This window comes from Streptomyces sp. NPDC001816 (genome assembly GCF_042892235.1).
In the GTDB taxonomy this organism is placed as follows: Bacteria; Actinomycetota; Actinomycetes; order Streptomycetales; family Streptomycetaceae; genus Streptomyces.
Map to the genome: position 1 here is coordinate 26,021 of NZ_JBIATY010000023.1, position 15,306 is coordinate 41,326.

Below are 15,306 nucleotides of genomic sequence, written 5' to 3' on the forward strand. Positions count from 1 at the left end.
AAGAACCGAGACCAAACTTGACCAGACAAGTTGGCATGGTGCCGGTCAGGTGGCGCACTGCTCCGGGGCACCGCCGGGCGCCGCCGGCCAGGGCATCCGACGCACGAGGATGTCCCGTACCCGGGTGAGGGTCGCGATCCTCTCCTCCAGCTCGGCCACCCGGTGTGCGCCCACGGCATAGGCGTCGGCGCGCGCCTGCGAGTAGGTGAAGACCTCGAGCAGATCGGTGTCGAGGTGGCGGACGAACGACTTCACGTCCTCGACGGTGAACCCGGACGCCAGCAGGTCACGGACGTCGCGGACCCGGGTCACCGCGGCCGGACCGTAGACGCGGTACCCCGCCGGCGTCCGGGCGGACTCCAGCAGGCCCTGCTCCTCGTAGTAGCGCAGGGCGCGGGTGGTGGTGCCGGTGCGTTCCGCCAGCTCGCCGATCAGCATCGCGTCTCCCCCGGCCCGCAACTGCTCGCCGCCCACATGGTCGAAGTACACGTCGATGCCGTCCGGCGCCGCGCGCAACCGGCCCCGGTTCGCGGTGCCGGGTGCGGCGAGCGTGTCTTGATGGGCAGCAGTCGCCCACATGATCGAATAACTGTGTGGTGGCTGGGGAGGCTCCCACCCGTGGCCCCCCTCTCCCTCCCCGCCCAGCTCGTCCGCACTGCCCGCTTCACCCGCGGCGCCCCCGCCCAGTTCACTGTCTCCGGTGACGGCGCAGCGCTCCTGTACCTGCGGGGCCGTACGGGCGACGACCCGGCTCCGTGCCTGTGGCTGCTCGACCTCGACACCGGTGCGGAACGGCTGTTCGCCGATCCGGTCCGGCTGACCGGGGATGCGGTGAGGCCCCGCGGCATCGAGGCGTACGGCACCGACCGCGCGGCCCGGCTGGTCGCCTTCGCCCTCGCCGGCGCGTTGTGGACCGTACGGGTGGGCGGCGGTGAGCCTCTGTGGCTTCCCGCCCGCCGCCCGGTAGCCGATCCGCGCCCGGACCCCACCGGCCGGCGGATCGCCTACCTCAGCAAGGGCGCGCTGTGCGTGATCCGGGCGGACGGCACGGAAGAGCGGGTACTCGCCGAACCGTCCGACCCCGACATCGAGTTCGGTGCGGCCGAGCACACGTCGGCCACCCTCCCCGACGGCCCGCGCGGGCACTGGTGGTCGCCCGATGGCACCGCACTGCTCTGCGCCCGCACGGACAACCGCCGCGTCCGGCGCTGGTACAGCACCGACCCCGCCACCCCGGACAGCCCGCCCGAGGTCCACCGTTACGCCACCGCCGGTACCCCGAACCCGGACGTCAGCCTGTGGCTCGCCCCTCTCGACGGACCGCTGATTCCCGTCCGTTGGGACCGGGGTGCCTTCGAGTACGTGGTCGGAGCGGGCTGGGACGTCCACGGGCCCTTCGCGGTCGTGCAGTCCCGCGACCAGTGCACGGTCCGCTTCCTCGCCATCGACCCCGCGGACGGCCGCACCACGGTCCTGCACGAGCAACGGGACGCCCACTGGGTGCAGTTGGTGACCGGGCTCCCTGTCCGTACCGCCTCCGGCGCCCTGTTGTCGCACGCCGACCTGCGCGGCACCCGCCACCTGGCCGTGGACGGTGAGCCGGTCACCCCGGCGGGCCTCCAACTCCGCGCCGTCCTCGGTGTCGACGGGGACGACGTGCTGTTCACCGGCTCCGACGAGCCCACCGAGACCCACCTGTGGTCGTGGAACCGAGCGGCGGGCCCGCGTCGGCTGAGTGCGGGGGCGGGGCTGCACGGGGGAGTGCGGCGCGGCGGCACCCTCGTACGGACAACCCTGGACGCGGACGGGCCGGGCGGGCGCGCCGGGGTGCTGCGTGCCCAGCGGCCGGCGCTGCCCGTGCCGTCGTACGTCGAACAGCCTGTGCTGGACGTGCGCCGGACCCCGCTGCGGCTGGGCCCACGGGAGCTGCGCGCCGACCTGTACCTGCCTTCCTGGCACCGACCCGAGCACGGCCGGCTGCCCGTGCTGCTCGACCCGTACGGCGGCGCGGCGATTCAGCGGGTGACCGCCGCGCACGACTGGAAGGACCTGCTGTCCCAGTGGTTCGCCGAACAGGGCTTCGCGGTGCTGGTCGCCGACGGCCGCGGCACCCCGGGGCGCGGTCCCGACTGGGAACGGGCGGTGCACGGCGACCTGCTCGGGCCGGTGCTGGACGACCAGGTGACCGCGCTGCACGCGGCGGCTCGCAGTCATCCCGTCCTCGACCTGGACCGGGTCGGCATCCGCGGCTGGTCGTTCAGCGGCTCGCTCGCCGCCCTGGCCGTCCTGCGCCGCCCGGACGTCTTCCACGCGGCCGTCGCCGGCGCGGGCGTCACCGACCAGCGGCTCTACCACGCCCATTGGCGCGAGCGCTTCCTCGGCCACCCGGACGAGTACCCCGAGTGGTACGACGCCTGCTCGTTGCTCGGCGAGGCGCACCGGCTCACCCGCCCGCTGCTGCTGATCCACGGCCTCGCCGACACCAACGTGCGGCCCGTCCACACGCTGCGCCTGTCCGAGGCGCTGCTCGCGGCGGGCCGTCCGCACGAGGTGCTGCTCCTGCCCGGCACGGGGCACCAGGCGTTCGGCACCGACCTGACCGAGGGCCTGCTGGACCATCAGGTCCGGTTCCTGCGGGAGCACTTGGGGGCCATACCTACGGGAGTGTCCCGAGCTGCCCCGCCCGCATAGGGAAAACCCTCGATTGCCCCCGACGTGGCTGACATGTGCGGGTCAAAGCTGAAATCCTCCCCCCGCACACGGATCCTCCAAGGTGTGTGCACGGATCACGGTCCCCGCACAGCTCAGCTCGTCCCGGGCAGCACACCCGTCTGTCCGGTCTGTCACCGGCCGCGACCCGGCGGCCGCAGCAGGAGGAGTACGAGTGAGACGTCTTCCCCACAGACGGGCCACGGTCGGAGCCGCACTGGTCTCCACCGCCGCCTTCCTCGCCGTCGGCATCCAGTCGGTCCCGGCGACCGCCAAGCCCGCAGGCCCCCACCCGAGCCCCCTTCGCACCGGAGGCCTGGAGGCCAAGCTCAGCCCCGCCCAGCACTCCGCGCTCATCAAGAGCGCCAAGGAGAAGACCGCCGCGACCGCCCGCACCCTCGGGCTCGGCGCCAAGGAGAAGCTGGTCGTCAAGGACGTCGTCAAGGACAACGACGGCACCCTGCACACGCGTTACGAACGCACCTACGCCGGCCTGCCGGTCCTCGGTGGCGACCTCGTCGTGCACACCCCGCCGGCCTCCCTGGCCGCGGGCACCGTGAGCACGACCTTCAACAACAAGCACAAGATCAAGGTCGCTTCCACCGCCGCGACCTTCACCAAGTCCGCCGCCGAGACCAAGGCCCTCAAGGCCGCGAAGGCCCTCGACGCGAAGAAGCCCACCACCGACAGCGCCCGCAAGGTGATCTGGGCCGGCAACGGCACACCCAAGCTCGCCTGGGAGACGGTGGTCGGCGGCTTCCAGGACGACGGCACGCCCAGCCAGCTCCACGTCATCACCGACGCCTCCACCGGCAAGGAGCTGTACCGCTACCAGGCCGTCAAGACAGGCACCGGCAACACCCAGTACAGCGGCACGGTCAGCCTCACCACCACGCTGTCCGGCTCGACGTACCAGCTGTACGACACCACGCGCGGCGGTCACAAGACCTACAACCTCAACCGCGGCACCTCGGGCACCGGCACCCTGTTCACCGACTCCGACGACGTCTGGGGCGACGGCACCGGCTCCAACACCCAGACCGCGGGCGCCGACGCCGCCTACGGTGCGCAGGAGACCTGGGACTTCTACAAGAACACCTTCGGCCGCAGCGGCATCCGCAATGACGGCGTCGCGGCCTACTCGCGCGTCCACTACAGCAACGCGTACGTCAACGCGTTCTGGGACGACAGCTGCTTCTGCATGACCTACGGCGACGGCACGAGCAACACGCACGCCCTGACCTCGATCGACGTGGCCGGCCACGAGATGACCCACGGCGTCACCTCCAACACCGCCGGTCTGGAGTACAGCGGTGAGTCCGGCGGTCTGAACGAGGCGACCTCCGACATCTTCGGCACGGGCGTGGAGTTCTACGCCAACAACAGCTCGGACGTCGGCGACTACCTCATCGGCGAGAAGATCGACATCAACGGCGACGGCTCGCCGCTGCGCTACATGGACAAGCCCAGCAAGGACGGCGGATCCGCCGACAGCTGGTACTCCGGCGTCGGCAACCTCGACGTGCACTACTCCTCGGGCCCCGCGAACCACATGTTCTACCTGCTGTCCGAGGGCAGCGGCACCAAGGTCATCAACGGCGTCACCTACAACAGCCCGACCTCCGACGGCGTCGCCGTCACCGGCATCGGCCGGGCCGCGGCCCTGCAGATCTGGTACAAGGCGCTGACGTCGTACATGACGTCCAGCACCGACTACGCCGCCGCCCGCACCGCGGCCCTCAACGCGGCCGCCGCGCTCTACGGCACCAACTCCACCCAGTACGCCGGGGTGGGCAACGCCTTCGCCGGCATCAACGTCGGCGGCCACATCAACCCGCCCAGCAGCGGAGTGACGGTCACCAACCCGGGCAGCCAGACCGCCACCGTCGGCACCGCGGTCAGCCTGCAGATCCAGGCGAGCAGCACCAACAGCGGTGCCCTCACCTACAGCGCCTCCGGGCTGCCGGCCGGCCTGTCGATCAACAGCTCGACCGGCCTGATCTCCGGCACGCCCACCACCGCGGGCAGCTCCAGCACCACGGTCACGGTGACCGACTCCACCGGTGCGACCGGCACCGCGACCTTCGGCTGGACGGTCAGCTCCACCGGCGGCGGCTGCTCGTCGACCCAGCTGCTCAGCAACCCGGGCTTCGAGTCGGGGAGCACCGGCTGGACGGCGACCAGCGGAGTCATCGGCACCGACAGCGGTGAGGCGGCCCACAGCGGCTCCTACAAGGCCTGGCTCGACGGCTACGGCTCCTCGCACACCGACACCCTGTCCCAGTCGGTGACGATCCCCGCGGGCTGCAAGGCGACCCTGACCTTCTACCTGCACATCGACACCGACGAGACCACCAGCAGCACTCAGTACGACAAGCTGACGGTGACCGCCGGTTCGAAGACCCTGGCGACCTACTCGAACCTCAACAAGGCCTCCGGCTACAGCCAGAAGTCCTTCGACCTGTCCTCGCTGGCGGGCTCGACGGTCACGCTGAAGTTCAACGGAGTCGAGGACTACTCGCTCCAGACCAGCTTCGTCGTGGACGACACCGCCCTGACGACGGGCTGAGTCCCACGTCGCGGTCCCGCACACCGGAGGCTTCCGGGTGCGGGACCGTGGCATGTCAGGACAGCGGATCGAGCGTCAGATACGCCTGCTGCGGAGCGCCGTCGTGGACCAGCGACTCCTGGTTGCCGACGTCGTCGAAGGCGAACGCGTACGCCTTGCCGTCGGCCATCTGCGCGTGGATCTTGCGCGCGTAGTGGTTGGTCACCGCATCCTGGTAGAAGTTCGCCGCCGAGGTGTCCGGCTGGTTGGGATTCACCAGCAGGGTGGAGCGGTTGAAACCGGCGCACAGCGTGCGGGAGATGGGGCCGCGCACGGCGTCGTTGGGTGCGTCCAGCAGCTTGTGGCAGCCGAAGATGCTGGACGCGTCCGGCTTCTGGAAGCTGGTGACGACCGCGCCGGAGGAGTTGGTGAAGTTCATGACGTTCCCCGAGACCCGGCCGTAGTACCTGGTGCCCGGCTGGTCGGCGAACGGCGTGACCGTGAGGGTGGACGTCGAGTACTTCTGCCAGACCCGGTTGACGTAGTCGTCCATCACGTTCGCCGGCAGCGCCCCGGTCTCCACGCCGTACAGCGGTGACAGCGCGCGCAGCACGGTGCCGTCCGAGCGCGTCTGGATCAGGTTCGCCCACCCGCCCGGCTGCCCGCGCAGCGCGTTGAAGAAGCCGGTGTAGCTACCGGACTTGAGGTGCCCGGTGCTGCTCACACTGCCGTCGGCCCGCTGCACGCCGACCGCGTACGGCGCCGAGAACATGTCCACCTGGGTGCTGTTGAGCCACAGCCCGGAGTCGTTCAGCGTGTACTCCGACCAGTTGAACAGGATGTTCCGGTTGGGGTCGGACGGGTTCTGCACGGCCGGCTGCACCAGCCCGCCGGTGGTCAGCCGGAAGTCGAGCTTCCGGCCGTAGGAGAAGTAGATCCGGCCGGAGAACTTCGGGATGCGGATCGTCTTCGACTGCCCGGCGGCGGGTCCCGTGATCGCCGCGTCCGGTGCGGGAGTCGGCGGGTTGCCACCCGCGGGCCAGGCGTGGAAGGTGCCGTTCGCGTCGGCCCAGCCCTGTCGTCCGGAGGACAGCTGGGTGCCGAGGTCGTAGACGTACACCGGGTCGGCGCGGCCCGAGTTGTTGGTGATCTTCAGCGGGACGGTGTCCGGTACGGCGGCACCGGCATGGTCCGGTGCGACCACCGTGAGCAGGCCGCCGACCAGGGCCGCCGCGGCCGCCAGGGGCAGCGCGGGGCGTTTGATGCTGGGGGGCACTCTCCACCTCCGTGTGGGGTCGGGGTCGTACGGACATTGGTCCGTACCTGTTTGAGAGCGCTCTCAGATTTGCGGTAAGGCGGGTGCATGTCAATGAGTTGGACGGGATCCGGGCGGCGCCCGCCGCGTGGCGGGCGCCCCGCGGACCTCAGAAGGTGCGCTTCAGCAGGCCGAGAAGAGCCGCCCAGTGCCGCTCGTCGGCCTCCCGGTCGTAGGCGGGGGTGTCGGCCTGCGTGTAGCCGTGCCGCGCCCCCGGGTAGACCTCGCAGGTGTTCCGTACGCCGGCGGCGGTGAGCGTGTCCGCCAGGAGCCGGATCTGCTCTTCGGGCATGGACTGGTCCTGGTCGGCGTGGCCGAAGTACAGCTCCGCCGTGATGTGCTCGGCACCGCGGTGCGGGCTGTCCGGGGCGTCGGTGGCCAGCCGGCCGCCGTGGAAGCCGGCTGCCGCGGCCACCCGCCCGGGATGGGTGGCCGCCGTGCGCAGCGCCAGGCGGGCGCCCATGCAGTACCCCGTCAGCGCGACCGGGCCGTCGGCGACCAGCGGGCTGTCGGCCAGCCAGCCCAGGTAGGCGTCCGCGTCCCACCTGATCTGCTCGGGGGTGTGGGAAGCCATGACCGGGCCGATCCGCTCCCAGATGCTCGGGTCGGCAGCGGGGTCGATGAACTCCGGAAGCTCTCCGATCGGGGTGCGGCCGTGCCGGTAGAAGACGTTCGGCACCAGGACCGTGTAACCGGATCCGGCGAGCCGGTCGGCCATCGCCCTCAGCTGCGGGCGCAGGCCGTAGGCGTCCTGGTAGAGCAGGACGCCCGGATGCGGGTTCCCGTCAGCGGGGTGGGCGAGGTAGGCGTCGGCGGTGCCGTCCTCGGTCGGGATGTCGACGGCTGTTCCCTGTACGGCGGTCATGCTGAGGAGCCTCCTGAGGAATCAGCGGCGGGAGGCGGACGCCCCTCGGCGCTGCGAGTACCTCTCATGCTGCCATGCAAGATCCACTCCGCCGGGACCGGACTTGCGCCCGCTACTCGAACCGGGACGTGTCCCCGGCGCCCCGCCGCACGATCTCCGCCTCGCCGCTGGAGAAGTCCACGACCGTGGTCGGCTCCGTGCCGCAGTCCCCGGAGTCCACCACCGCGTCCACCGCGTGGTCGAGCCGGTCCTTGATCTCCCAGCCCTGGGTCATCGGCTCCTCCTCCTCCGGCAGCAGCAGCGTGCTGGACAGCAGCGGTTCGCCCAGCTCGGCCAGCAGGGCCTGGGTCACCACGTGGTCGGGGATGCGCACGCCCACGGTCTTCTTCTTCGGGTGCTGCAGCATGCGCGGCACCTCGCGGGTGGCCGGCAGGATGAAGGTGTAGCTGCCGGGAGTCGACGCCTTGACGGCCCGGAACACGTCGTTGTCGACGCGGACGAACTGGCCGAGCTGCGCGAAGTCCCGGCACATCAGCGTGAAGTGGTGCCGGTCGTCGAGGTGGCGGATGGAACGGATCCGGTCGATGCCGTCCCGGCTGCCCAGCTGGCAGCCGAGCGCGTAGCAGGAGTCGGTGGGGTATGCGATGAGCGCACCCGAGCGGACCGCGTCGGCGACCTGAGTGATGCTGCGCGGCTGGGGGTTCTCGGGGTGCACGTCGAAGTACTTCGCCATCCGCCGAGCTTATGCCGTCCCCGGGCGCCGCGCGCGGCTCCGGCGCGCTGCGCCCCGCTGCCCGTACGGCCGGGGTGCTCCGTGTGCTCTGCGCGCTCTCGCGGCCGTCCGGACGCGGGCCGGGAGGCCGACTGGCGAACTGCCATCGGGGGTAGGGAAGTTGTGAGGCAGGCGGTGATGTCCGGGCCCCGGCCCGGGGTGCCGTGTCTTCGCCGCCGCATTCGCGCTCGCCACCGTCGGGGGCGTGCGGCCCCGCTTGGGGTAACGTCCACGTTCGAAAGCCGAGGTCAAACCGACGACGAGGAGAAGGGCGACGTGGCCGGCCGAGCCGACGAGGGCCCTCACGCCCAGCAGCCGCGGGACTCCGACACCGCGTGGGCGGAGCAGCTGCTCGACCATCTGCGTCCCGCCGGCCGTGACCCGCGCCGGGTCGTCACCTGGCTCGGGCGGACCGTCGGGGCCACGGTCTGCCTCCAGGACGACCAGGGAAGCCTCCTCGCCGGTGAACGCCTGCCGCTCGACGGCGCCGTGCTCACCGACGTGGTCACCGGCAGGATCTCCGCGGCCGCCCTGGAGGACGGTGAACACCATGTCCGCCTGGTCGGGATACGGCACCCCGAACGGGGCCCGGCGGCGGGAGCGGTGCTCGCCGTGGCCCGCCGCGACCCCTTCGACCGGCGTGCCGCCGACATCGTGAACCGCACCGCGTCCGTCCTCGAACTCTTCCTGAGGGAACGGAAGCTGACGGACGACGGGCGCCGGCTGCGCCGGGCCACGGCCGACCTGCGGCTGGCCATCCTGCAGCTGCTGATGGTGGAGGACACCGTCTCCGCCCGCCGGGTCGCGGCAGGACTGTGGCCGGGCCTGCTGGAGGAGGACACCGCGTGTGTCTACGTCGTCGAGGTCTCGCCCGCCGAGCGGGACGCGGTCGCCGACGCCTGCGCGCACCTCACCGAGGGCCTGGCACTCGTCGTGCGCTGCCCCGCGATGGACGGGCACGTCATCGTCGTCGGCCCCCGGCCGACGGCGGGGGACCGGCTGCGCTCCCTCGTCGACGGCCGGCCGGGCACCTTCCTCGGCGGCAGCCTGCGCCAGCGCCTCGCCCGGACCGCCACCGCCTACGGGCAGGCCATCAGTGCCCTGGCCGTCGCCCGCTTCCGCCCGGAACAGACGGCCGTCTTCGCCGAACGCACCGACCCCGAACGGCTCATGGACCCCGTCGCCCTGCGCGCCTGGTCCGCGCGCGTGCTGCGTCCCCTCGACACGCTGCCCCACCACATCCGCGCCGAACTGCTCGCCACGACCCGGCTGGGCCTGGAGTTCACCGCCGTCAGCGCGGCCAAGGTCCTCGGCGTCAGCCGCAACACCGTCCGTGCCCGCATGGACCGCGTCGAGGCGCTGCTCGGCACCGACTTCTCCCACCTCACCACCCGCGCCGTCGTCCGCCTCGCGCTCAACACCGAGGCGGTGCAGGGCCCGTACGACCCCGACGGCACGGCCCCGCACCCGCGCGCCGACAGGCTCGGCGATCTGCTCACCTCGGCCGCGCTGCGGTTGTGGGCGCAGGACCTCCTCGGCCGCCTGGACGGCGACGGCCGCGACCTGCGCGGCACCCTGCGCGCCTGGATCGCCGCTGACTCGAACGCCGAACGCACGGCCCGGGACCTGGGCGTGCACGCCCAGACCGTACGCGACCACGTCCGGGCCGCCGAACCGGTTCTGGAACGCCAGCTGCTGGCCATGGGCAGCGACCTGTACGAGGTCGTCCTCGCCCACCTGGCGACCGGTGCTCTTGCCGCACCCGCCGTCGGCGGGGCGAACCGGGGCCAACCGGACTCGCCTGTGCACGAGTGAGTCCTCGCCGCCCCGGAAAGGGCACCGGCGCGGTACCCACCGCCGTGGCCCCGCACGTAGGTTCAGCAGTCGCGGGGCACGACCGGAACGGGGGACCGGTCGGAGCCCCGCACGTGTCTCAGGCGCCGAGCAGGACCGGCACCTCCTGCCAGCCGTGGGCGATGAACGACGGCACCTGCCGCAGCTCGTCGGTGCCGACGGCCAGGCGCAGCTCCGGGAAGCGGGCGAACAACGCGGGCAGCGCGGTCAGTGCCTCCATGCGGGCCAGCGGAGCGCCGATGCAGCGGTGCACCCCGATCCCGAACGCCAGATGGTCGTCGGCGCCGCGCCCCGCGTCGAAGTCGGCCGCGTCCGGCCCGTAGCGCGCCGGGTCCAGGCCGGCGGCCGCGTACGTCGTGATGATCGCGTCCCCGGCCGGGATCGTCACGCCCCCGACCGACAGGTCCGCGACCGCGAACCGCAGCGGCAGCACGGCGACCGACGGGTGCACCCGCAGCGTCTCCTCGACCACCCCCTTCCAGCCGGCCTCCCCGGAGCGCACCGCCGCCGGCCGCGCCGGATGCGTCAGCAGGGCGACGACCGCGTTGCCGATGAGATTGACGGTGGTCTCGAACCCGGCGCCGACCACCAGCAGCAGCGTGTGCAGCAGCTCCTCGTCGGAGAGCCGGTCACCGTCCTCGTCCCGGACCCGGATCAGCTCCGTGGTGAGATCGTCGCCCGGTTCCTGCCGCCGGTGCGCGAGCAGCGCCCCCAGCACCGTGCCGATCCGCTCCTGCACGGACGCCGCCCGCTCCGGGCTCGGGTCGGAGGTGTCGAAGATGTCGGTGATGAGACGTGCGGCATCCGCGCGCAACCCGTCGGGCACTCCGAGGAGTTCGCAGATCAGGCGCAGGGGCAGCTGATGGGCGAACCCGGACCGCAGGTCGACCGCGCGGCCGTCGGCGCCCTCGGCCGCCAGCGCGTCCAGCAGCTCGACGGTGATGGCCGCCACGCGCGGGCGCAGCGCCTCGGTGCGCCGGAGCGTGAAGCTCGGCGCCACCAGCTTGCGCAGCCTGGCATGGTCGCGACCGTAGGTGGTCAGCATGTTGACCACGCCCACCCAGGTCACGATCCAGCTCCAGTCGGGGCGCTCACCGGTCTGCGGCCACAGCCGCCAGTGCCGGCGCGCGTCCTTGCTCACCAGGGGATCGAGGATCAGTTCCCTCAGGACGTCGTACCCGGTGGGTGCCCAGGCGGGGATGCCGCCGGGCAGCTCCACGGGGACGACGGGGCCGAGGGCGCGCAGCCGGGCGCTCTCCGCGACGATGTCGGTGCCGAACGGGTCGAGCGGGATGCGGTCGGTGACGGTCACGACGGCTCTCCTGGCTGGTCGGCTCTCGCGAAGCAGGCGCGGTCCAGTACACACCGTCGTCGTCCGGCAGCGAACAGGGCGTCCTCGACTCGACCGGAAATCGCCTGGGCCGGGACCTACCTGGCAGCGGGCTGGGCCGGCAGGTTGAAGACGTGGTTCGGGGAGATGATCTGCGTGATCGCCTCGCCGAACAGGGTGCTCGGTTCCTGTCCGTCGTGGTCGATGTCGGTGTTGAGCAGCACCACGAGGGTCGCCTGTGCCGCCGGGAGATAGACGGTCAGGGACTCGTAGCCCGGCAGGGAGCCGTTGTGGCCGATCCAGCCCTGCACGTTGAAGATACCCAGCCCGTACCCCGCCCCCGGGATGGCTGTGGGCGGTGTGGTGAGCCGTTGCCTCTGTGTGACCGGGCTGATCATCCAGTTGCCGTCCGGGAATTGGCCGGTCGCCACCGTGCGCGCCCACACCCGCATGTCGTCCTGTTTCGAGACCATCGCACCGGCCGCCCACGCCCAGGACGGGTTCCAGGAGGCCGTGTCCGCGATCTTGCCGTCGGCCGTCTGGTTCGTGTAGCCCTGCGCGTGCGGGGCGGGGAACTCGGAGCCGGCCGGGAACAGGGTGTTCCTCATCCCGGCGGGCTCCAGGATGTGCTGACGGATGTAGTCGCCGAGGCGCTGTCCGCTCCGCTGCTCGACGACCAGGCCGAGCAGGATGAGATTGGTGTTGCTGTAGTCGAACTTCTGTCCCGGCGGGAACAGCACCGGGTGCTTGAAGGAGTAGGCGAGCAGTTGCTGGGGCGTGAAGGGGCGTTGCGGATCGGACGTGAGCGCCTTGAAGAAGTCGTCGTCCTCGGAGTAGTTGAAGAGACCGCTGCGCATCCCGGCGAGCTGCCGCAGCGTGATCTCGTTCCCGTTCGGCACCCCGGCGATGTACTTGCCGATCGGATCGTCCAGACCGACCTTGCCCTGGTCGACCAGCTGCAGCAGCGCGGTCACGGTGAACGTCTTGGTCTCGCTGCCGATCCGCATGTACAGGTCGGGTGTCATCGGCCGGCCGCTGCTCTTGTCGGCGACACCGAACGAGCTGACGTAGCTGCCCTGGTGCGGCGTCCAGATGCCGACCAGCACGCCGGGCACGTTCGCCTCGGTCATCACCTTCTGCACGGCGGCGTCGAGTTGGCGGGCCACGTCCGGCGTGATCGTGCGGACCTCCGCCCCCGAAGGGGAGGGGGTGGGCTCGGCGGCGGCGAACGCGGTGGGCGCGGAGGCCGGCGCCGCCCCTGCGGAAGTGCCGCCGAGCGGCACCATCAGTGTCCCCACCACGACGGCGACCGCGGCCCCCTGGCGCAGGCGTGCGGATGAATGCGACATGGGCTGACTCCAAGCACGTGAGAGCAGTACGTGCGGCGGGCGAGACGTCGGAGCCCTGGCTCCCCAGCATAGGAGCGCGCACCCGGCGGCGCCTGTCAGCCAAGTGGGCCCCTCGACGCTCTGAGCCGCCCCTGTTCCGGGATGGTTGTCGGACGGGCGGAAGGCCCCGTTCGAGGGGTGTGGTCACCCGACCCGGTGAGCGGGCGGAGCGGAGCGTACCGGTGGCGCGGCCCGGGCGTTGCCCGGGCATGGACGTCATCGACCGCGCGGACCGGACGGTTCGGACGGACCGAAGCAGCCGCAGGGCCCCGGTGGACCGGGCCCGCGAGCCGATCTACGCCCAACTCGTGGCGGAGTGGCGGGCCCAGGGGCGCACCGTCCCCGCGGAACCCTACGTGCTCTGGGTCACCCTCGCCGGGCTTGCGGTGCGTGTCCTGCCCGAGCCCGAACGCCCCTGATCCGCTACTGCCCGCGCGACGGCGCGAGGACCGCCAGCGTGCCGTTGGCCTCCTGCAGCGCCGCCTCCAGCGTGCCGGGCCGGTGCAGGGTACCGGTGCCGTCCGGTGGGACCAGCCACTCCAGGGAGCGGGCGGGCCGGTACGGCGGCGGTACGGAGACCCAGGACCCCTTGGTCGCGTACCGCAGGCCGGCGCCGACCCAGCCCCCGGACGGGTCCGGCGGCAGGAAGAACCCGACCCGCCCCGCGGCGGTGTCCACCAGTGTCGGCCCCGGCACGGGGAGCGAGGGCCGCCACAGCAGGTCCAGGGTGAGCAGACCGAGCCGCTCGGGGACGCTCAGGACGTCCCAGAAGCGGCCCGCCTCCAGCAGCGCGATGCCATCCCCGTGGTCCCACTCCCATTTGCACGATCGTGGATCTGCCGCCGCCGCGGCGAGCCACTCCACGCCCCGCATCCACATCCTGTTCGCCATGCACCGCTCCGCGTGATCCTGCACCCCAACCCGGCGTATGCATGCTGATAGATATTTCTACCTGGCGGAAGGGGTGGCGAACCCTGGCGTTCAAGACATCGCGTTCGAACACCGTGCAATGGTTCGCCGGTCGGGGCATCCCCGGCATCGCGGCCAAGCGCCCGGCCGGCGCTCGATTCGAGCGCCGAGGCGATCGTTTCGAGCGTCAACTCTTGAAATCGCCACGTTTTCACTCGTACGCTCGGACCGTTCCGTCCCCGGTAGGCATCGAGGTACCCCATGGACCGCACGCGTCTGCACGCCCTCCTGGCCGACGAGAGCGCCGAGGCCGAACGCCGCAACCCGCGCTCCAGGGAGGCCTACGCGAAGGCCGACCACCTCTTCGGCCGGGTGCCGATGACCTGGATGAACAAGACGGCCGGTGCCTTCCCGCGCTACCTGGCCGGGGCGCGCGGCGCACGGATCATCGACGTGGACGGGCACGAGTACATCGACTTCTGCCTCGGGGACACCGGCGCGATGGCCGGTCACTCGCCCGCCGCGGTCACCGAGGCGGTCGAGCGCCGGTACGCCGGCCTGGGCGGGGCCACCGCCATGCTGCCCACGGAGGACGCCGAGTGGGTCGGCGCCGAGCTGACCCGCCGCTTCGGCCTGGCCCGCTGGAGCTTCTCGCTGACCGCGACCGACGCCAACCGATGGGCGATCCGGCTTGCCCGTGCCGTCACCGGGCGCCCGAAGATCCTGGTCAACAGCTACTGCTACCACGGCAGCGTCGACGAGTCGCTGATCGTCGTCGGCCCGGACGGCCGCGGCGCCGCCCGCCCCGGCAACGTCGGAGCCCCCTGTGACGTCACCCTGACCAGCAGGGTCGCCGAGTTCAACGATCTTGCCGGGCTGGAGCGCGAGCTGGCCCACGGGGACGTCGCCGCTGTCCTCATGGAGCCCGCGCTCACCAACATCGGCATCGTCCTGCCCGAGCCCGGCTACCTCGCGGGCGTACGCGACCTGACCAGGCGGTACGGCACCCTGCTCATCAACGACGAGACCCATACGTTCTCGGCGGGCCCCGGCGGCTGTACGGCCGCCTGGGACCTGGAGCCGGACCTGCTCACCATCGGCAAGGCGATCGGCGGCGGCATTCCGGCCGGCGCCTACGGCCTTTCCGCGGACCTTGCCGAGCGGCTGCTGGACCGCGCCGACCTGGACCTCGTCGACATGGGCGGCGTCGGCGGCACCCTCGCAGGCAACGCGCTGTCGGTCGCCGCGACCCGGGCCACCCTCGAGCACGTGCTCACCGACGAGGCCTTCGCCCGGATGGCGAAGCTCTCCGAGCGCTTCGAGGCGGGTGTCCGGGCCGGCATCGAGGCCCACCGGCTGCCCTGGTCCGTCAGCCGCCTCGGCGCCCGCACCGAGTACCGCTTCACCTCGCCGGCGCCCCGCACGGGCTCCGAGTCTGCCGCGGCCGCCGACCCGGAGCTGGAGGACTTCCTGCACCTCTACCTCGCCAACCGGGGCATCCTGCTGACCCCGTTCCACAACATGGCGCTCATGTGCCCCGACACCACCGAGCAGGACGTCGACACGCACACCGAGGTGTTCGCCGCGGCCCTCGCCGCACTGGCCGGCTGAGCCGG

The 15,306-nt window shown here is 71.8% G+C and carries 12 protein-coding genes; 5 read left to right on the forward strand and 7 right to left on the reverse strand.

Going from position 1 to position 15,306, the window contains the following annotated elements; translation table 11 throughout:
* Window positions 1-45: 45 nt before the first annotated feature.
* Window positions 46-579 carry a MerR family transcriptional regulator gene (locus tag ACFYZZ_RS44695; protein ID WP_389189722.1) on the reverse strand — a complete coding sequence of 178 codons (534 nt, stop codon included), beginning with the start codon at window positions 577-579 and terminating at the stop codon, window positions 46-48.
* Window positions 580-618: 39 nt separating this feature from the next.
* Between ACFYZZ_RS44695 and ACFYZZ_RS44700 the strand changes: the two genes are divergently transcribed.
* A complete protein-coding gene (locus ACFYZZ_RS44700; protein ID WP_389189725.1) occupies window positions 619-2,691 on the forward strand; it encodes a prolyl oligopeptidase family serine peptidase in 2,073 nt (690 codons plus the stop codon).
* Between the two features lie 193 nt (window positions 2,692-2,884).
* Window positions 2,885-5,278: a M4 family metallopeptidase gene (locus ACFYZZ_RS44705; protein ID WP_389189728.1), complete on the forward strand. Its 2,394-nt coding sequence runs from the start codon at window positions 2,885-2,887 to the stop codon at window positions 5,276-5,278.
* Between the two features lie 55 nt (window positions 5,279-5,333).
* Here ACFYZZ_RS44705 and ACFYZZ_RS44710 read toward each other — a convergent pair whose 3' ends face one another.
* The 3 genes from ACFYZZ_RS44710 to ACFYZZ_RS44720 form a co-directional block, all read right to left on the reverse strand.
* Window positions 5,334-6,533: a glycoside hydrolase family 64 protein gene (locus ACFYZZ_RS44710; RefSeq protein WP_389189731.1), complete on the reverse strand. Its 1,200-nt coding sequence runs from the start codon at window positions 6,531-6,533 to the stop codon at window positions 5,334-5,336.
* A 148-nt stretch (window positions 6,534-6,681) separates the two neighbouring features.
* Window positions 6,682-7,437 carry a dienelactone hydrolase family protein gene (locus ACFYZZ_RS44715; RefSeq protein ID WP_389189734.1) on the reverse strand — a complete coding sequence of 252 codons (756 nt, stop codon included), beginning with the start codon at window positions 7,435-7,437 and terminating at the stop codon, window positions 6,682-6,684.
* 112 nt (window positions 7,438-7,549) lie between these two features.
* Window positions 7,550-8,170: an L-threonylcarbamoyladenylate synthase gene (locus tag ACFYZZ_RS44720; RefSeq protein ID WP_389189737.1), complete on the reverse strand. Its 621-nt coding sequence runs from the start codon at window positions 8,168-8,170 to the stop codon at window positions 7,550-7,552.
* 315 nt (window positions 8,171-8,485) lie between these two features.
* Here ACFYZZ_RS44720 and ACFYZZ_RS44725 point away from each other — a divergent pair, with 315 nt between their 5' ends.
* The gene (locus tag ACFYZZ_RS44725; protein ID WP_389189740.1) at window positions 8,486-10,024 is read left to right on the forward strand and encodes a helix-turn-helix domain-containing protein; all 1,539 of its coding nucleotides are present in this window, start codon (window positions 8,486-8,488) and stop codon (window positions 10,022-10,024) included.
* 118 nt (window positions 10,025-10,142) lie between these two features.
* Here the strand turns inward: ACFYZZ_RS44725 and ACFYZZ_RS44730 are convergent, their stop codons facing one another.
* Together ACFYZZ_RS44730 and ACFYZZ_RS44735 are read right to left on the reverse strand one after the other, a co-directional pair.
* The gene (locus ACFYZZ_RS44730; protein ID WP_389189743.1) at window positions 10,143-11,375 is read right to left on the reverse strand and encodes a cytochrome P450; all 1,233 of its coding nucleotides are present in this window, start codon (window positions 11,373-11,375) and stop codon (window positions 10,143-10,145) included.
* A gap of 116 nt (window positions 11,376-11,491) precedes the next feature.
* Complete coding sequence (locus ACFYZZ_RS44735; RefSeq protein WP_389189746.1) at window positions 11,492-12,742, reverse strand: serine hydrolase domain-containing protein; 1,251 nt, start codon at window positions 12,740-12,742, stop codon at window positions 11,492-11,494.
* 248 nt (window positions 12,743-12,990) lie between these two features.
* On the opposite strand from ACFYZZ_RS44735, the gene ACFYZZ_RS44740 reads away from it, so the two are divergent.
* Window positions 12,991-13,200, forward strand: a complete 210-nt coding sequence (locus tag ACFYZZ_RS44740; protein WP_389189749.1) for a hypothetical protein — start codon at window positions 12,991-12,993, stop codon at window positions 13,198-13,200.
* A 4-nt stretch (window positions 13,201-13,204) separates the two neighbouring features.
* Here ACFYZZ_RS44740 and ACFYZZ_RS44745 read toward each other — a convergent pair whose 3' ends face one another.
* Complete coding sequence (locus tag ACFYZZ_RS44745; RefSeq protein WP_389189751.1) at window positions 13,205-13,672, reverse strand: hypothetical protein; 468 nt, start codon at window positions 13,670-13,672, stop codon at window positions 13,205-13,207.
* 279 nt (window positions 13,673-13,951) lie between these two features.
* Here ACFYZZ_RS44745 and ACFYZZ_RS44750 point away from each other — a divergent pair, with 279 nt between their 5' ends.
* Window positions 13,952-15,301 carry a transaminase gene (locus tag ACFYZZ_RS44750; protein WP_389189753.1) on the forward strand — a complete coding sequence of 450 codons (1,350 nt, stop codon included), beginning with the start codon at window positions 13,952-13,954 and terminating at the stop codon, window positions 15,299-15,301.
* Window positions 15,302-15,306: the final 5 nt, after the last annotated feature.